The sequence below is a fragment of the Planktothrix serta PCC 8927 genome (genome assembly GCF_900010725.2).
GTDB lineage: Bacteria > Cyanobacteriota > Cyanobacteriia > Cyanobacteriales > Microcoleaceae > Planktothrix > Planktothrix serta.
Genome location: NZ_LR734844.1, coordinates 291,517 through 309,074, shown reverse-complemented (window position 1 = coordinate 309,074; position 17,558 = coordinate 291,517). Strand labels below are relative to the sequence as shown.

Genomic DNA, 17,558 nt, shown 5'->3' with positions numbered 1-17,558 from the left:
TTGAAAATTGACACTGACCCCAGGAATGATCAGCAACAAAAGACTTAAGAGGGTGAGCCGCAACAGCTTTCAGTTACACTTGCGAATCATCCCCTTAGAATTGTCCCGCAATGCGGAAGAGTCTTAAAGAGAGGCTTCTAGTTCATCTTCAAAGAACCAGGTTGATGCTTTGTTATCGAGTTGGACAATAAAGCCAACTCCATTCCCATCAACCACTTTAAAGTCTTTGACAGTTCCATAAGGATTTTGCTTTAACTGATTGACGATATTGTCAGGTACCTGCTGTTTGATTCCGCGAATCTTGACTCGTTGACCAATTTCGATTTCCACGTCCGGTGTTCTCCTTGGGCTGATTAACCTATTTATTTAGTTTAATATGTTGTTGCTCCACATCAAACACCCCGATCTATTTGTTAGATCAGGGTGTTTACAGAATCTCAAATTTGAAAAACCGAATTAACCTTAAGGGGGAGATTCCGAGGAAGGATCAATCTCTTTGAGCCCAGACAAGTTAATATGAATCTCTGGCGCGGCTCTTTCCAAGTTGGAGTTGACTCTATTTTTTTTTGAGAGATCGGCTAATGACCACGTTAAACTTAAGATGGCCAGTTTAGCGATCGCATCTAATTGTTTGTCTTGAGATTCTTTGATCGGTTGGGCTTTAGGATCTGAGTTATTGGTATTCATAAAATTGTATTGTTTAGAGAACCTATTACAAGTATTCCAGATCTAGCCCAAGCTTTCCGCAATGTTGATCAATTTTTTTTGTGATAATCCTTACTAATTTATGTGATTAATCTCACAATATTTTCTGAACAGTGCTAAATGCCGAAAATTAAATCCATGACGGAAACCACATCCGTATTTTCCATTGTAGAGGGGACAAAGGCAGACCCAAATATAGCGGCATCCAATACAAAAAACCGAATAAAACCAGGAAAATAATCGTACCTCCGAGCCACCGAAATCGAGTTTGCTGGCTATATAACCAGCGTTCTAACCACCAAGCTAAGGCCATACAGCTAAATACAAATCCCGTCATGTAGTGGTAAATAAATAAACAGCGAGTGACTTTAACCCAAGGTAATAAATTAGCCAACCAATTCAAGGTGAGAAATAGCGTTAACCACAGTTCTGGTGTCGGTGGAAATTGTAGGGATAATTGGGGTTTTAACTGGGGAAATCGCAGCGATAAATCCATCCAAACTCGTTGAATTAACATCCAACATAATAAGAGACTAGCTAAGGTTGATAACCACCATAAAAACGGATTTCCCATCGCATGAACAGCATAAATTATCGGGAGTTGATCAGGATGATGTAAAGGTAAAATCGGATTAGGTGGGGTTGTGCTATCTACTTTTGTGTAAAAATAAGCAATCGGTCTTAACATCAAAATCCAACTGTACCATTTTGAACAGTAGGGATGAACTTTCGCGCCATCTCCTAAGTCGTGATGATAAGCCCACATTTTGGCTTGAAGTCCCCAAAGTCCCGGAGTCGGATTTTGTTGTAAATGGGGAAGCCAAGCTATACAATAAACCAGAATCGGAATCAGAATTAAACTAACTAAAATTAAAATAGGGGTGAGTTGATTCAGGTTTTGTAGGGGAGATTTAAAGGATGTTTCTGGGGTTAATTGTTCAGAGTTAGAGGTAAAATATTGAATAATTCCATTAACAATTAATATTAAATAAATTCCTAATAAAAATCCTAGTCCATTCCATTTTGTAACAACGGCTCCCCCTAATCCTATCCCGGCTAAAATCAACCAAAACCAACGGTTAACGCCTTTTTTTTGTAACGCTGTTAAAAAGAAAAGTTGTCCTAATAATCCAAAAAATACAATATAAATATTACTCAGCGCATAGCGAGATTCAACGATAAATAATCCATCTATTGCTATTAAAAAGGTAGCAATTAAGGTATAGCTGCGGCGGTGAGTAAGTTGATAAGCGATCGCACCAATAATTAAAGGAATAAACGAACCGAATAAAGCATTAAACCATCGATAACTCCAGGTTGATAGGCTAGAACCTGTTAAATTATTAACGGTTTCTTGTCCGAAGGGGAGTTGAGATCCTAACCAAATTCCGAACGCAATTAAATATTGACTGAGGGGAGGATGGGAATTAAAAAAAGGAGTATGAGTTAAATAATTATTCCCAAATTTAGCATAATAAACTTCATCAAATACTAAAGTATTAAATCGGCTTAACCCCCAGAATCTTAAGATAACAGACCCTATAAATATTGCGATCATCCCCAAGGTAAAACCAGAGATTTTGAATAAAGATCGAGATTGTCTATGCTTCATAATTGTTAGCGAGAAGTCCTATAGCAATTCGTGTAGGATTTGTGATCACAACCTGTAGGGGTTGGGTCTTCCAACCCTCTTAACACCTGGGTTGGAAGGGACGCCACCCCTACTATAAAATAGTACAACCTATTTAGAATGGCTATATCAGTTTTAAAAACTTATTCTATAATATTTTTTATGATCTATAGCAAGATTGCTTATTTTATAATTAAATCCCTAACTCTTTACAAATAGGAATTTCTATAATAAACTCAGAGCCTTCTCCTAATATTGATTGACATAATAATCGCCCTTTATGGGTATCTTCTATAATCTTTCGACTAATAGATAATCCTAGTCCCGTTCCTTTTCCGACAGGCTTAGTTGTGAATAAATAATCAAAGGCAGATTTTTTAGTATCCTCCGACATTCCCGTCCCATTATCCTTAACAGAAATAGCAACAGCCCGACTATTAGAAACTAAATAAGTAGAAATTGTAATTTGATTAGGACGTTGAAGTAACTCCTGATAGGATTTAGTTTGGCTGGATTCATTTAAAGCATCAATAGCATTAGTAATTAAATTCATAAAAACTTGATTTAATTGCCCTGGATAACACTCCACTAAAGGCATTTGTCCATATTTTTTAATAATTTTAATTTCAGGACGATGATCCGTTGCTTGTAATAAATGTTTAAGAATTAACAGGGTACTTTCTAAACCTTCATGAATATTAAAAGCAACTTGAACTTTAGTATCACTTCGAGAAAAAGTTCGTAAACTGGTACTAATATTAGAAATTCGATCCGTTCCTAATTTCATAGAAGAAATCAGTTTAGGAAGATCTTCAATTAAATAATCTAAATCAATTGAATCTGCATGATCAATTAAAGAAGGATCGGGATGAGGATAATAGTTTTGGTACAGTTTTAAATGCTGAATTAAATCATTAATATAAATAGTGGCGTGATTCAAATTGCCAGCAATAAAGTTAATCGGATTATTAATTTCATGGGCAACTCCTGCAATTAAATGCCCTAAAGTTGACATTTTTTCGCTTTGTACCAGTTGCATCTGAGACTGTTTTAAATCTTCTAAAACTTGAGACAATTCAGCAGTTCGTTCCAAAACTCGTTGTTCTAATTCTTGATTTTTTTCTAATAATTGTTGAGTCAGAGAGTTAATTTTTAAATGAATTTTAATTCGAGCAACAACTTCTTCAGCTTGAAACGGTTTAGTAATATAATCAACGGCCCCAATAGATAAGCCCCGAACCTTTTCCAACTTATCCGTCACGGCGGTCATAAAAATGATCGGAATATCATGGGTTGGCGGGTAATTTTTCAGGTATTTACAAGTTTCAAAACCATCAATTCCCGGCATCATTACATCTAACAAAATTAAATCAGGTTGCTCAATTTCAGCTATTTCAATCGCTTGATAACTATGAGTTGCAATTAAAAATTTCCAGCCACAATGCTCAATGAAACCCGACAATAAATTAAGGTTTGTTGGGCTATCATCAACAATTAATATGGTCGTTTTTTTAAATGAGTTAGAGTTCATATCGAGTGGGATCTATGATTTATGGATCAATCAGGATTGTTCCAGCAGAAATAAAATTCCTATCTCAACTCAACCCTAGTATAAATGTTAACGACCATTGATAAACGGATTGATTTTGAAGGCTTCCAACAAAGGAAACAAAAACCACAAGACTTCAATAATAATTTTGTTCACGATTTTTATAGCCGCTATGGGACTTAACTCATTCTATGGGGCATCATCACAATTTGACAGTGATACCTATCACAAATAATAAGGAACGCGCAAAAAAAATACCCCATGATGGGGCAGGTATTCCCGGCATTTTTAAAATATTAACCCAGCTAAACCCGCCCGCATCAGCTATCAATGCACCGACAAAGAACTAGCGTAATTTCAGAATTTGAGCCGTCAGACTCAGACTTTCTTCATAAAGAACATCCCGTCCCCAACGTTGTAACTGTTGAGACATCAAAGACTCCGCTTTTTGATCTGTAGCCGCAATCACTTGTTCAGTCCGACAAGATTGGGCACTTCCTCCGGCTTCCATCCGCATACATCCGGTGGTTTCTGAACATAAAATTGTGCAGCAGTTGGCGTTAGGATTTCCCGAAGTTAATCGTAACCCGACTAAATCCCCTGGAATTTCACCATAATCTGCTGTTGGAATTGCTGCCAATTCCGCCAAAATTTCTTGATCATTCGGCCCGATAAACTTGATATGTTTGATATCATAATCCCCATCTTGATCAATAAAAGAAACGGGTTTCCATTCTAAACGACTTGCAAACCATCCCAAGAACATTAACGCTTGAGCGGCGTTGCCTTTTTCATAATCAAGGGTGATATTGTCAATTTCAATTAAGGAAGTTCGACGTTCAGGGGGATCAAAAGCCGAGGCGGTTAATTCTTGCCAAGGGGAAAGTCGATGCCAATTTAAGTCCGCAATATAGGTTTCCTGTTCAATTAAATTGTGCATTTTCAACAATTCCGATTCAGGATCGCTAAAATAAGAGGAATCCACAATCACACAATTAGAACAACAGGATAATTGTTTAAACAATTCTTGCTCAGGATTGGGCGTTGCTTTCCACCACACAAATTTAGGTAAATCGGGAATCATTAAGGAGGAAACCACATTTCCTGCCCGTTCTAAAGCGGCTTTTGTACCTCGCAGGGTAATATATTCACAACAGACTAACCCTTCTTCATGTTTTTTCTGAATCGGGCAATAGGCAGACACTTGAGCCGTTACTCCCGTATCCTCTCCCGTAATCGGACACAGGGTTATAATCCGACAGGGATTTTGAGCAGCAATAGTTTCACTAATACTAAATCCCCGTGCATCTAAATTAGGAATAGCTTGTTCTGATGGGGGAAGTTTAGCGAATTCTTGGCGTAATTTGACTAAGGTATCGGGGTCAACTCGTCCGGTAATTGGTAAGCCATAAATTCTTTGAGCTTCTTTAATCGCATCACGGGTTGTTGTACCATGAATGCCATCAATACTGCCCATATAGAACCCTAACGCTCCTAACAATTGTTGGAATTCTTCGGGTTCATAAACTACCATACTAAAGGTAGCCGCACGAGTAGCAATGGCGGTGGTTTTGCCATTTCCAATATTCTGACTTAGCCAAATACTCCCTAACTCAGCTTCAATTTGGCTGAGAGAAATATCTTTGGGTTTCTGTAAAGCAACAAGCGGTGTATTCATAACAGTTATAGCAGGGAACAGGGAACAGGGAACAGGGAACAGGCAGGAAAAGAGTTCTCTGTACTGATTAAAGTCGCCGCCAACGACGGCCATCTCGGTTGAGAAGCAGTTCAGATTCTACTGGCCCCCAAGTGCCCGCTTCATAGAAGGGGATAGACTCACCCGGAGCCGGAGTATCCCAAACTTCTAGGACGGGGGTTAAGACTTGCCAAGAAGCTTCGACTTCATCGCCCCGTGTAAATAGGGTTTGATCGGCTAACATACAGTCAATCAATAAACGAGCATAAGCATCTGTATTCGGTTTACCAAAAGCAGTATCGTAGCGAAAATCCATGTCAACGGAACGAGTCCGCAGAGAGTTTCCGGGGGTTTTGACTTCAAAGCGCATGGAAATCCCCTCATTGGGTTGAATTCTCAACACTAAAACGTTAGGGTTAGCCTGTTTTGCTGCGGACTGAAACATTAAAAACGGAACTTCTTTAAACTGAATGGCGATTTCCGTGACTTTTTTCGGCATTCGTTTTCCGGTTCGCAGATAGAACGGGACGCCTTTCCAGCGCCAGTTATCAATATAAAATTTTAACGCAGCATAAGTTGGAGTGGTGGTATCGGGGGCGGCTCCTTCTTCTGAGCGATACCCCGGAACCTGTTGACCGTTCATCCAACCGGGGGTATATTGTCCCCGTACCGCAGAATAGTTTAAATCACTAATATCGGCAAGGTGGGTGGCTTGAACCACCTTAACTTTCTCGTTGCGAACACTATCGGCATCGAGGGAGTTGGGGGGTTCCATTGCCGTTAGGGAAAATAACTGCATCAGGTGGTTTTGTACCATATCCCGCAGTGCCCCAGAGGTTTCATAGTAGCCCGCCCGTCCTTCTAAACCCACCGTTTCAGCAACAGTAATTTGGACGTGATCAACAAATTGACGGTTCCACAAAGGTTCAAAAATGGCATTAGCGAAGCGAAATACCATCAGATTTTGGACGGTTTCTTTACCCAAATAATGGTCAATGCGATAGACTTGTTCTTCAGAACAAACTTGACGAACCACGCGGTTTAAAACTTGGGCTGAACCTAAATCTCGACCAAAGGGTTTTTCAATTACTAAACGCTGCTTTTTCGGGTCGGTGAGCATGGATGCTCCACCCAATTGTTGAATAGCTTCAGCAAAGAAACGAGGTGCTACAGACAGATAAAAAACTCGGTTGCCTCTGGTTCGCCGCAGTTCATCAAGTTCCGCTAAAAAGGCTTTAAGTTTTTGATAACTTTCGGGTTCATCCATATTTCCCGAACAATAAAAAATTCCTTGGGCGAAGTCTTCCCACAAAGCTTGGGAGTATAAACCGCCCCCAAATTCTTCAATTCCTTCACGCAAATGTTCACGGAAAAAGTCATGGCTCCACTCCCGACGAGCTACCCCAACAATTGTTAATTCGGGGGGTAGTTTGCGCTCTAATTTCATTTGATAGAGGGCAGGAACTAATTTTCGTTGGGTTAAATCTCCCGATGCACCAAAAATAACTAAAATCTGAGGTTCGGGAATTCGATCTTGTTGCAGTCCTACCCGCAAGGGATTTTCAATAAGTGTAACCATTTAGATTCCTTTTGCGATCGATTAATAATCTTTTTCAGGACTAATCAGGATCAGCGAGCATAAAGTTGACTACAGAGAGCCTTTAACAGCAGTTTCCCTATTTATAGGGTTTGGCTTAGATTATCAATGATTTTTACAGATGATAGTCTTTCTCCCTTTAAAACTTTGGTTTAATTTAAGATTAGCTCCCTGAAAATAGCTGAGGACAACCCGCCAGGAACCTGGTTTCTGACCTGTTAAAAATAAGAGGTCTTTAAGCAATCTAAATCCTCGCTCCTGACTGACAAAAGAGCGATTGGGTGCAGAGGACGACCGTACCCGTGCCATCAACTGCACTCTGATTAAAACTGACTGTCAAGATTGAGTGGGGGGTGTGGGGAATCCCGCACGATTAAATTGTGATCAGGAGCAGCTTACAGAGATTATCTGTGCAGAGGGGACGTATTTCTGTGCGGTTCGCTTGCTCGTGAGATGACTGAATCACCTGAAAACAGCTTGTTTAGAGATTTGCAAGACCCCTTCACCCTAAAAAGTGGGTGATTGCAAAAGACCTCTTGCAATCCCTAAGCAAGCTTGCAATAATAAAAAACAGAAAGGCACATTACGAGGGTTTCAAGGAGCTGGAAGTGATGTGTTTATGGGAGCACAATACTTCCAGCGTTCTTGCTTTTTTTCACTGAAACCCGCCAAAGTTGACCTGCCATTAGCACATTTAGTAGATTAAAGTGTGCATTTATCAAGAACACACCCGATCAAAATTATACACAAAAATAGTCGAACAGGCTACATTGTTCTTCAAAAAACATTACAATCGCTACATTTATTACCCTGAATAGGGACTTGCTCTGCAAGTCCTGTAGCTTAGTTTTGAATTGCAGATTTTAGAGCTTGACAAAATTGACCAATATCTGCTAGGGATTGTTCCGGCGTTCCTTCCGCTAAGCGTTTTACGAAAGCACTCCCGACAATTACCGCATCAGCACCCCAATCTCGCATTTGGGTGGCGTGTTCGGGTTGAGAAATCCCAAACCCAACTCCAATGGGTTTATCCGTGAGGCTTCGCATTTCCTTGAGAATATCTTCAACCCGGGTTTGGACTTGGGTACGCATCCCCGTGACCCCGGTAACACTGACTAAATAAATAAACCCTTGAGATTGACGGGCGATTAATTCAATTCGTTCTTTAGGACTCGTCGGTGCGACCAGTAACGTGACTTCTATGCCAATTTCACGGGCGGGTTGTAGTAACGTTTCCGCTTCTTCTAAGGGTAAATCTGGGACAACTAAACCCCTAGCTCCGGCTTGATAAATCTGTTCTAAAAAGGGTTTAATCCCTCGATGTAAAATCGGATTATAGTAAGTAAATAAAATAATCGGAGCCTTCAAGGTGGGGCTAACATTTGCCACCATTTCCAATACTTGATCTAAACGAGTTCCCTTTTGCAGAGCGCGAGTGGCTGCGGCTTGAATTACAGGGCCATCTGCCAAGGGATCAGAATAAGGAACCCCCAATTCAATGATATCGGCTCCATTTTGATCCAGAACTTGTAAGGCTTTTGCTGTTGTTTCTAAGTTCGGATCACCTGCCGTAATAAACGGAATTAAAGCACAGTTTTTTTTGTCCGAAACTCGTAAAGATTCAAAGCATTGAGAAACAGAAATCATTAAAATTAAACTCAAATAGACTAATTGATTATCCAATCATTGCAGATCAAGAGCAGAAAAAAATAGTAAAATTTTTACTTATTTTTCTCGGCTTCGACTTCAGCTTGAAGTTGAGCCAGTTCTTCTGGAGTCATTTCTTCCAGTCGTTTTTGTAAAACCGCATCTTCATAGTTTTTCAGTTGTTGGTTATAGGTCATCTTTTGACTTCCTACTCGTAATAAATAGGTGAGTAACCAAATTACTAAACCCCCAACTAAAATAGCTTGACTCCAGATTCCGGCATCGACGCTATCAAAACCTACCCATTGGAAAATTAGGTAGATCAATCCACCTGTTAGAAAGACAAGAATTGTAATGACAATTACATCAATTCGTCGCATTAGCTGGCAATTTTTCGGGGTTGAGGACGTAAATTTATAAAAGGAGCCAGAAGAATTAATCCAGGGAAAAAGAAGAAGACTAAAAAGTACATAAAGGCTCGTTCAAAGGAACTGGCTACATACCAACGAGCATTCATATAGGCATATAAGGCAGCCGGAAGCACTAATAAATAAGCACCAGCTAGAGCAGCATAGAGTAATAGGGTAATCAGTAGCATAATTGCAGGTTTAAAAATAAACAGCAGCTAACGTTAGACAATTTTAAACTATAGCACCCACTGGAGGGAATAGGGACAGAGGTATTTGATTTTCTCCCAAAACGGGTGTAACCTCTCCCCCGACCCGTCTCCAATATGACTATATTTGAGTTCAGGGGGTAATCTATTTAATTATAGTAAATTTGATTATCCTCAATCTTCCGGTGTAGGGGCGAGGCGCGCCTCGCCCCTAAGGATGTGAATACTTTCAACTTCAACCTCGAATGTAGATTATCTATTTTTATCATCAAAAAAATATGCCCTATAATCCACAAATTCATCATCGGCGTTCTATTCGTTTAAAAGGATACGATTATACTCAACCTGGGGGATATTTTGTTACAATTTGCACGAAAGAAAAACAATGTTTATTTGGAGATATTGTTCAAAGGGAAATGCGATTTAATTCTTTAGGCGCGATCGCTTTTAATACCTGGCAACAAATTGCTGAAAAATTCTCTCATGTTGAATTAGACTATTTTATCATCATGCCGAATCATATTCATGGGATTTTAATCTTTAATGAAATCATTGCCGATCCTCAATCCCCCGTAGGGGCGAGGCGCGCCTCGCCCCTACACAAAACGTCATTATCAGAACAAGAAATATCTTCAAAATTAACACAAAAACCTCATGGTACTGCTCCAAAATCCTTGGGTGCTGTTGTTGGTTGGTATAAATCTTTCGTGTCTAAATCTATTAATAGAATTTGTAACAATTCCGGTCAAGGATTAATTTGGCAACGAGATTATTATGAAGAAATTATCAGAGATGAAACCGCTTTAAATGCAATTAGAAAATACATTATTGAAAATCCCTTACGTTGGGAAGATGATCCAGAACATCCGCCTTTAAATAAAATTAAAAGTGAATTACTGATTGATCTTCCCTTTTAAATTTTGATCATCCCGAATTATATTGATGGGGTTTTAATCTTTTATGAAACTATTGCTGATCCTCCATTCCCCGTAGGGGCGAGGCGCGCCTCGCCCCTACACCGGACATGATTATTACTCAACTTTCGATTAAGACTTTCATCTTTTTTATTATCACCCACCCTACTTTCTCTGAATTAGCGAGGTGAAACATTCACTCGAAGATCATAGTTAGTCGCTGCATCATTAGAAACTTGGATGTAATAAGTACCTGCTTCTAATGCTTTGGTAATTTCTCCATTAGAACTAGAGTATCCATAAGCAGCATCTAAAATATCTCCATCTCCACTATTAATCTGACCATTGTTGTTATAATCTTTAATAAGATCAAGCTTAGTCTGTTGATTTACAGCACCAACAATCATTTCAACATCACTATTGCGATTAAGAGTAAAGCGATAAATATCTACTGGATCACTTTTACCAACAAAGTCTGTAAAGTTTATATTTTGACTCAAGCTACCCAAGTCTAAAGCTGTATTTAATGTATTTCCTGGGTTGGATGGAGTTGTTGCTGGTTTTGAAGCGGCTTCAAACCTTAAATCATAGTTAGTTCCAGAATCATTAGAAACTTGAACATAATAAGTACCTGCTTCTAATGCTCGGTTAATTTCTGCATTAGAACTAGAGTAGGCATAAGCAGCATCTAAAATATCTCCATCTCCACTATTAACCTGATTATTGTTGTTAAAATCCTTAATCAGATTAACTTTAGTCTGATTACTCACGGCTCCTAAAACTAGACTAAAATCACTGTTATTTTGGACGGTAAAACGATAAAAGTCATTGGGATCATCTTTTCCGACAAACTGACTATAATTAAGTAGATCAGGAAGCACTCCTAAATCAAGGGCTGTAGCAATATTACTACCCGGTTCTCCTTGGGGTACTGGAGGTGACGAACCTCCAACAAAATCAGCAGCAGTAATAGCAGCAGGTTGAATAGTATCTAGTCGGGCTAATTCTTCACCTGTGGTTGTTAAAGCAATAACCGTTTGATTACCTGATGTTGTAACTCGAAGATTACTAAAGGTTAATCCTGCGGGTAATTGCATTAAATCAGCACTATCTTGAAAATCGGTAATTACATCTGCACCGCCTCCACCAATTCCTAATACAAAAATATCGCTTCCTCCACCTCCTGTTAAAGCATCAATTCCGAAATCTCCAGACAGGATATCGTTACCTAAATCACCTGACAAATTATCATTATCTTTGCCTCCAAATAGATTATCGTTCCCATCTCCACCAGTAATAATATCTGCCCCTAAATTACCAAACAGAATATCATCTCCTACACCACCATCAATGATATCACCATCTTGTCCTCCAAATAGGGTATCATTACCACCGCCCCCAGAAATTTGATCAATACCTTGATTGCCATTTATTACTTCACCATCAACTGAACCTTGTACGGTATCGTTACCGCCTAAAAATAATACTCCTTGAGGGAAACCTGCTAATTGTCCTGGTATTAACGAGATCAATTCTGAAGATTCATCACCGACAATAGCACCTAAAGCTGAATTTGGAATTAATACCATAATTTCACGTTCTCCTAATTTTACAATTAAATATTTCACTGCATTATTATTGAGTATTTTTATGATTTTAGAAAGGCGCAAAATGTAGTAATTTGTAGGATATGTGTTAAGGTTTATTCGGAGTAAAACTTAAAATGAGTACGATTTTGTAGGAAAGAGTTGCAAAAAATCGGAAAATGTGGGATAATAGTTAATCATTTGTAATATTTAAGTCAGATGGACTTTGATGAAATGCTGACATGGGCTGACCAAGTGGTATTTGAAAAAACTGGGAAACATCTAAGTAGTCTGCAAGAAGCAATATTAATGGGGGTTTGGGATAGTCAAAAATACGGAGATATTGCTAACCAATACAACTGTACTGAACCTCATGTGAGAAAAGCTGCATCGGAATTATGGCAAGTGATATCAGAGGAAGTTGGAGAAGTTGTTAATAAATCTAATCTACGCTCTACATTAGGAAGAATACAATTAAATAACAGTAATTATTCATTCTGGAAGGATGTGAAAATCGGAAAAATTAGTTTTTGTGGAGACTCAACAAAACCCCCAGAAGCTAAACAAAACGCCCCACCAACATCAACAGAAAATCAACAATATTCTATCATAAAACCGCAAATTGATTTAAGAGATGCACCTGAACTCACAACATTTTATAATCGCACGTCTGAACTCAATACTCTAAAACAATTAATCCTAGAAAAACAATGTCGCATGATTGCTATTTTAGGAATAAGCGGAATCGGAAAAAGTGCGATCGCCCGTCATCTAGTTGAACTGATCAAAACAGAATTTGATTGTATTATTTGGCGGAGTCTTCGTAGCTTTTCTTGTTTAGAAATAATGTTAAAAGAGTTGATTCAATTTTTATCAAACCAAACGGAGTTAAATTTTCCTGATGATCTGGATGGTCAATTAGCAATTTTATTAGAATGTTTACGCGATCGCCGTTGTTTAATTATATTAGATGATGTTCAGTATCTATTTAAAGACCGTCAACTGGTTGGTCATTATCAACCCGAATATCAAAACTATAGTAAATTCTTTAAACTCATTGGAGAATTAACCCATAATAGTTGTTTACTATTCAATAGTTGGGAACCTCCCTTAGAAGTTGTTACATTGAGTGGAGAGAGTGGTTTAACTCAAATTTTCTCCTTAACAGGTTTAGGAGAAAAAGCAACCGAACTATTAATAAATCAGGGATTACAGGATCAGGAAAATTATCCAGAATTAATTGATCTATTTCGAGGAAATCCGCTTTATTTAAAATTAGCCAATCAATTCATTCAGCAATTATTTGGAGGTAAAATTAATAAATATATCAGTTATAAACCCGTGTGTTTAGGAGATGAATTAAGCCAAATTTTACAACAACAGTATCAGCGATTATCGGAATTAGAAAAAGAGGCGATCGCTTTTCTGTCTTCCCACCCTCAACCTCTACCACTATCACAATTATTAGAACAATTTTCTGATCCTCCAAATCAACTGTTTAAAGTGCTGCTTTCTTTAGAAAGACGAGGATTAATTGAAAAACAAAATTTAGACAATGAGATGGTTTTTACAGTTTATCCTGTGATGCAAAATTATATTTTATCTGGCGGTGATTAAAATATTAAAATTATCCCCAAATGTAGGGGCGGGTTCGCGTCAATCTTTGACATCCCACCAATAACCTCTCTAAACCCGCCCATCTTTCCCCAAATCTGTTAATAGAAAGAGGGCGGGTTTATTCAGATTTAGGGTGGGGTTTGTTAGATTTATTAGAACCCGCCCCTACCGTCTAAAACCGGGCGGGTTTATTAAAATTTAGGGTGGGGTTTGTTAGATTTATTAGAACCCGCCCCTACGGTCTAAAAGAGGGCGGACTTATTAAAATTCAGGGTAAGATTTCTTAGAAATATTATAGCAATGAGTAGGTTAGTCTTTACAACTTCTTTGTGTCTTTGTGCCTTTGTGGTTAAATTAAAGCTTAACCCTTGTAAAAATATCCACAAGAACTGCTTACCCTCCTACGGTTGAAAAGAGGGCGGGTTTATTAAAATTTAGTGTGGGATTTTTTAGATTTATTAGAACCCGCCCCTACGGTCTAAAAGAGGGCGGGTTTATTAAAATTTAGGAGGATCAACCTAACAGATGTAATCACCTGTTTTCGACTGAAATTGACCAGTCAACAGTCAACACCCCTAAGTTAAGGCGAAAACAGAGACTTTTCCGGCGATGCGTTGGGCGATCGCAGTTAATTCTAAAGCCGCTGCGGAGTTAGGATCAGAGATGACAATAGGAACCCCTGCGTCTCCACCTTCTCGGACGGGCATTTCTAAAGGAATAGCACCTAGCAGAGGAACATCTAGCTCTTGGGCCGTTTTTGCGCCTCCCCCGGAACCAAAAATATCGTATTTTTTTTCAGGAGCATCGGGAGGGATAAAATAACTCATATTTTCCACAATTCCCAACACCGAAACCCCCAACTGTTGAAACATTTTTAACCCTTTGCGGGAGTCGAGGAGGGAGACTAATTGAGGCGTTGTCACAATAACGACCCCAGACATAGGAACAGCTTGGGCGAGGGTGAGTTGAGCATCTCCCGTGCCGGGGGGCATATCCACCAGTAGATAGTCTAATTCACCCCAATTGACTTGATAGAGAAATTGACGAATAATCCCATTTAACATCGGGCCACGCCAAATCACAGGCTGATCTTTATCGATCAGAAACGCCATCGAAACCAACTTCACCCCATAGTTAAACGCAGGTTCTAGGATTTCTCCTTGGGGACTTTGCTGCACCATAACTTGAACATCAGCTAACCCTAACATGGTGGGATCATTAGGGCCATAAATATCAGCATCAATTAACCCGACTTTCGCACCCATTTGAGCTAAAGCAACGGCCACATTCACCGCAACGGTACTTTTTCCGACGCCTCCTTTTCCGCTAGAAATTGCCAGAATATTTTTAACGCCTGCAATGCCTTGACGGTCAGGTAAGGCTTTTTGTTGAGGGGTTTCGGCGGTGACATCAACAACAACCGTTTCCACTCCGGGAAGTTGTTTAACGGCTTTCTGACAATCTTCGACGATAAATTCCCGCAAAGGACAAGCGGGCGTGGTCAGGACTAAGGTAAAGCTAACCTCACCCCCTTGAATTTTCAGGTTACGAATCATGTTTAATTCCACCAAACTTTTTTGGAGTTCAGGGTCTTGTACAGGTCGTAACACTTCTAATACTGTGTTGACATCAAGCATATTGAATATGGTGTTCCCAGATTAAGCGATGGACAAACGGCTATTGTCGGGAGTAGAAAGTCTATCCCTCCTCTATTATTCAAGAATTGGGGAATTCAAACTGTCGTAATATTTTGATCTTGACACTCTAGGAGTTTTCAGGTTCGAGGGTGCCGATTAAAAGCCGCTTCACAACCGCCCACCTTGGGGATTTCAACCCTCTCTATCTTAATCCCAAGCCAATGCTCAAAGCACGGGGTTTTAGACCCAAATTCTCGATAAGTCTTAAAAACCCTTAAGTTAACTTCAAGTTAAAGTAAAGAAGATTTACAGTCTCAGGGTTTCAGGGCAGAAGATCCCCTTAGCCACTTGACTCCAGGGACACAATACGGACATGATCATAACGCTTGGCGAGATTACAACAAATTGTTCGCCAAGTGATGATAGGTTAAAAAAAATTATGACAGCTTCTCAGGTATCGGAAATTACTACGCCCCAGTTGATCCCTCCGACTGACTCTCAAACCCGTGTCAGTCAGTTTATGAAACAAATCCAGGATGAAATTTGTCAAGGCCTGGAACAGCTTGATGGTATTGGCAAGTTTAAAGAAGACGCTTGGGAACGTCCAGAAGGGGGCGGGGGTCGAACTCGTGTAATCAGCGAAGGGGATGTGTTTGAACAAGGGGGAGTTAATTTCTCCGAAGTTTGGGGCGAAACACTGCCTCCTTCGATTTTAGCTCAACGTCCAGAGGCAGCCGGGTACGGGTTTTATGCCACAGGAACCTCAATGGTGTTACATCCTCGAAATCCCTATATTCCAACGGTACATCTTAATTATCGCTATTTTCAAGCTGGGCCAGTCTGGTGGTTTGGGGGCGGTATTGATTTAACCCCTTATTATCCTTTTGCTGAAGATGCTCACCATTTTCATCAAACCTTAAAACAAGCTTGCGATCGCCACCATCAAGAGTATTATCCTGTATTCAAACACTGGTGTGATGAATATTTTTATCTCAAACATCGACAAGAGATGCGGGGTGTAGGCGGGATCTTCTTTGACTATCAAGATCCACAAAGCCAACTCTATAAAGGCCCTGATCCGAAAGGAGCGGCAGCCTTGTATAGTGATAAAGTGGGAACCCCTGAGCCGAGAGATTGGGAATCTTTGTTCAGTTTTGTGCAAGACTGTGGACAGGCTTTTATTCCGGCTTACGGGCCAATTGTAGAGCGGAGACGTTCCCATGACTATGGAGATCGAGAACGGCAGTTCCAATTATATCGGCGGGGTCGATATGTGGAATTTAACTTGGTTTATGATCGAGGGACGATTTTTGGCTTACAAACCAATGGTCGCACCGAGTCCATTCTCATGTCTTTACCGCCTCTGGTACGATGGGAATATGGCTATCAGCCGGAACCTGGAACTCCAGAAGCAGAACTGTCTGAGACTTTCTTGAAGCCTCAAGATTGGGCAAACTGGACTGCTCCCAACTCACCAGTCTAAGTTAAACTACTGTCAGATAAGCAACCAACGCAATATCAAAAATTCCGAGGGGACGGTCAGTGATTCATATCGATCAAAAAGAACATACGACCCAGGATGGCACAAAGGTCATTGTCTTGGCACCAACAGGACGCCTAGACATCACAACAGCTTGGCAATTCCGCCTCAAGTTGCAGGAATGTATATCTAAATTGAGTCGCCATGTCGTGGTAAATCTAGGTCAAGTGAACTTTATTGATAGTTCGGGTCTGACTTCACTGGTTGCTGGAATGCGAGATGCTGACAAAGTGAAGGGTAGCTTCCGAATTTGTAATGTTCATCCAGAAGCCAAGCTGGTATTTGAAGTGACCATGATGGATTCTGTATTTGAAATTTTTGAGACGGAAGATGAAGCTCTTGAAGGCGGGGTAAGAGCCGGTTGAAGTCAATCTATGATTCCAAACCCTATTCGCTTTCTGTTGACAATAGAGACGTGCCTAGGTGCGTCTCTACACCGAAGGCTGATCTGAAAGTTTGTGCAGCTTGGGTTTAGGTTAAAGGCAGTTCAGAAGCGAAACAACAGCGTTTCTGAAATTGAAATTGCCCTAACAAAGCTCCCCATAATGCTTTTCCGGTCGTAGGGTCAATTCCTTTGTCATAGCTCAAAAATTCATCGGCTGTGGCTGCAAAGCCTAATTCGACTTGATAGGTTTTGTTTTGTTGACACTCCCCAGCCTAAAGGCGTGGGGATTCTTGGTTCAACGAAACCACTTAATCAAAGTGCCTTGCAGTGCTTCAACCAGAGGTGGGATTCTCCCCAAGCGTAAATTCGGGTATGCCCTACCCTATTCGCATTCCTGCGAGTTCTTTTTTGACTTGAAACAAATTTGTTTCAAAAACTG

At 39.9% G+C, this 17,558-nt stretch carries 15 protein-coding genes and 2 pseudogenes; 4 read left to right on the top strand and 13 right to left on the bottom strand.

Annotated features, from left to right (window positions below; translation table 11 throughout):
- Nucleotides 1-123: 123 nt before the first annotated feature.
- The 10 genes and pseudogenes from petP to ndhL all read right to left on the bottom strand — a co-directional run bounded on the left by petP (nt 124) and on the right by ndhL (nt 9,422).
- A complete protein-coding gene (gene petP, locus PL8927_RS06425; protein ID WP_083618750.1) occupies nt 124-330 on the bottom strand; it encodes a cytochrome b6f subunit PetP in 207 nt (68 codons plus the stop codon).
- A 132-nt stretch (nt 331-462) separates the two neighbouring features.
- Nucleotides 463-687, bottom strand: a complete 225-nt coding sequence (locus PL8927_RS06420; protein WP_083618748.1) for a hypothetical protein — start codon at nt 685-687, stop codon at nt 463-465.
- 148 nt (nt 688-835) lie between these two features.
- Entirely contained in the window at nt 836-2,317 is a 1,482-nt protein-coding gene (locus tag PL8927_RS06415; protein ID WP_231505932.1) for a dolichyl-phosphate-mannose--protein mannosyltransferase, read from the bottom strand.
- A 211-nt stretch (nt 2,318-2,528) separates the two neighbouring features.
- The gene (locus PL8927_RS06410) at nt 2,529-3,410 is read right to left on the bottom strand and encodes a sensor histidine kinase (RefSeq protein ID WP_407947378.1); all 882 of its coding nucleotides are present in this window, start codon (nt 3,408-3,410) and stop codon (nt 2,529-2,531) included.
- Nucleotides 3,411-3,485: 75 nt separating this feature from the next.
- Nucleotides 3,486-3,866: pseudogene (locus PL8927_RS29095) on the bottom strand (response regulator); the annotation flags it as partial.
- Nucleotides 3,867-4,230: 364 nt separating this feature from the next.
- Nucleotides 4,231-5,562 (bottom strand): glucose-6-phosphate dehydrogenase assembly protein OpcA, encoded by a 1,332-nt coding sequence (opcA, locus tag PL8927_RS06405; RefSeq protein WP_083618742.1) that lies wholly within the window; start codon nt 5,560-5,562, stop codon nt 4,231-4,233.
- A gap of 67 nt (nt 5,563-5,629) precedes the next feature.
- Nucleotides 5,630-7,159, bottom strand: coding sequence for a glucose-6-phosphate dehydrogenase (gene zwf, locus PL8927_RS06400; protein WP_083618740.1), 1,530 nt, complete (start codon nt 7,157-7,159; stop codon nt 5,630-5,632).
- An 861-nt stretch (nt 7,160-8,020) separates the two neighbouring features.
- Nucleotides 8,021-8,824 (bottom strand): tryptophan synthase subunit alpha, encoded by an 804-nt coding sequence (gene trpA, locus PL8927_RS06395; protein ID WP_083618840.1) that lies wholly within the window; start codon nt 8,822-8,824, stop codon nt 8,021-8,023.
- 74 nt (nt 8,825-8,898) lie between these two features.
- Nucleotides 8,899-9,204 (bottom strand): DUF3007 family protein, encoded by a 306-nt coding sequence (locus PL8927_RS06390; RefSeq protein WP_083618739.1) that lies wholly within the window; start codon nt 9,202-9,204, stop codon nt 8,899-8,901.
- On the bottom strand, nt 9,204-9,422 hold the full coding sequence (gene ndhL / locus PL8927_RS06385; protein WP_156093109.1) for an NAD(P)H-quinone oxidoreductase subunit L: 219 nt from the start codon (nt 9,420-9,422) through the stop codon (nt 9,204-9,206). Before ndhL ends, PL8927_RS06390 begins: the two co-directional genes overlap by 1 nt.
- A gap of 296 nt (nt 9,423-9,718) precedes the next feature.
- Here ndhL and PL8927_RS06380 point away from each other — a divergent pair, with 296 nt between their 5' ends.
- Nucleotides 9,719-10,357 (top strand): transposase, encoded by a 639-nt coding sequence (locus PL8927_RS06380; RefSeq protein ID WP_083618737.1) that lies wholly within the window; start codon nt 9,719-9,721, stop codon nt 10,355-10,357.
- 176 nt (nt 10,358-10,533) lie between these two features.
- On the opposite strand, the gene PL8927_RS06375 is transcribed toward PL8927_RS06380, so the two are convergent.
- Complete coding sequence (locus PL8927_RS06375) at nt 10,534-11,943, bottom strand: pre-peptidase C-terminal domain-containing protein (protein WP_156093108.1); 1,410 nt, start codon at nt 11,941-11,943, stop codon at nt 10,534-10,536.
- A 216-nt stretch (nt 11,944-12,159) separates the two neighbouring features.
- Here PL8927_RS06375 and PL8927_RS06370 point away from each other — a divergent pair, with 216 nt between their 5' ends.
- Nucleotides 12,160-13,557 carry an NB-ARC domain-containing protein gene (locus PL8927_RS06370; protein WP_083618731.1) on the top strand — a complete coding sequence of 466 codons (1,398 nt, stop codon included), beginning with the start codon at nt 12,160-12,162 and terminating at the stop codon, nt 13,555-13,557.
- A gap of 575 nt (nt 13,558-14,132) precedes the next feature.
- Here PL8927_RS06370 and PL8927_RS06365 read toward each other — a convergent pair.
- Nucleotides 14,133-15,194, bottom strand: a complete 1,062-nt coding sequence (locus PL8927_RS06365) for an Mrp/NBP35 family ATP-binding protein (RefSeq protein WP_407947375.1) — start codon at nt 15,192-15,194, stop codon at nt 14,133-14,135.
- A 439-nt stretch (nt 15,195-15,633) separates the two neighbouring features.
- Here PL8927_RS06365 and hemF point away from each other — a divergent pair, with 439 nt between their 5' ends.
- Complete coding sequence (gene hemF / locus PL8927_RS06360) at nt 15,634-16,677, top strand: oxygen-dependent coproporphyrinogen oxidase (RefSeq protein ID WP_083618726.1); 1,044 nt, start codon at nt 15,634-15,636, stop codon at nt 16,675-16,677.
- A 59-nt stretch (nt 16,678-16,736) separates the two neighbouring features.
- A complete protein-coding gene (locus PL8927_RS06355) occupies nt 16,737-17,099 on the top strand; it encodes an STAS domain-containing protein (protein ID WP_083618724.1) in 363 nt (120 codons plus the stop codon).
- Nucleotides 17,100-17,205: 106 nt separating this feature from the next.
- On the opposite strand, the pseudogene PL8927_RS06350 reads toward PL8927_RS06355, so the two are convergent.
- A pseudogene (locus tag PL8927_RS06350) lies at nt 17,206-17,364 on the bottom strand (CpcT/CpeT family chromophore lyase); the annotation flags it as partial.
- Nucleotides 17,365-17,558 lie beyond the last annotated feature (194 nt).

Bases quoted from the DNA above. Each gene is read 5' to 3' on its own strand.
- PL8927_RS06420 (WP_083618748.1), bottom strand. From the start codon at position 687: ATGAATACCAATAACTCAGATCCTAAAGCCCAACCGATCAAAGAATCT.
- PL8927_RS06415 (WP_231505932.1), bottom strand. From the start codon at position 2,317: ATGAAGCATAGACAATCTCGATCTTTATTCAAAATCTCTGGTTTTACC.
- opcA (WP_083618742.1), bottom strand. From the start codon at position 5,562: ATGAATACACCGCTTGTTGCTTTACAGAAACCCAAAGATATTTCTCTC.
- zwf (WP_083618740.1), bottom strand. From the start codon at position 7,159: ATGGTTACACTTATTGAAAATCCCTTGCGGGTAGGACTGCAACAAGAT.
- trpA (WP_083618840.1), bottom strand. From the start codon at position 8,824: ATGATTTCTGTTTCTCAATGCTTTGAATCTTTACGAGTTTCGGACAAA.
- PL8927_RS06390 (WP_083618739.1), bottom strand. From the start codon at position 9,204: ATGCGACGAATTGATGTAATTGTCATTACAATTCTTGTCTTTCTAACA.
- ndhL (WP_156093109.1), bottom strand. From the start codon at position 9,422: ATGCTACTGATTACCCTATTACTCTATGCTGCTCTAGCTGGTGCTTAT.
- PL8927_RS06380 (WP_083618737.1), top strand. From the start codon at position 9,719: ATGCCCTATAATCCACAAATTCATCATCGGCGTTCTATTCGTTTAAAA.
- PL8927_RS06375 (WP_156093108.1), bottom strand. From the start codon at position 11,943: ATGGTATTAATTCCAAATTCAGCTTTAGGTGCTATTGTCGGTGATGAA.
- PL8927_RS06370 (WP_083618731.1), top strand. From the start codon at position 12,160: ATGGACTTTGATGAAATGCTGACATGGGCTGACCAAGTGGTATTTGAA.
- PL8927_RS06365 (WP_407947375.1), bottom strand. From the start codon at position 15,194: ATGCTTGATGTCAACACAGTATTAGAAGTGTTACGACCTGTACAAGAC.
- hemF (WP_083618726.1), top strand. From the start codon at position 15,634: ATGACAGCTTCTCAGGTATCGGAAATTACTACGCCCCAGTTGATCCCT.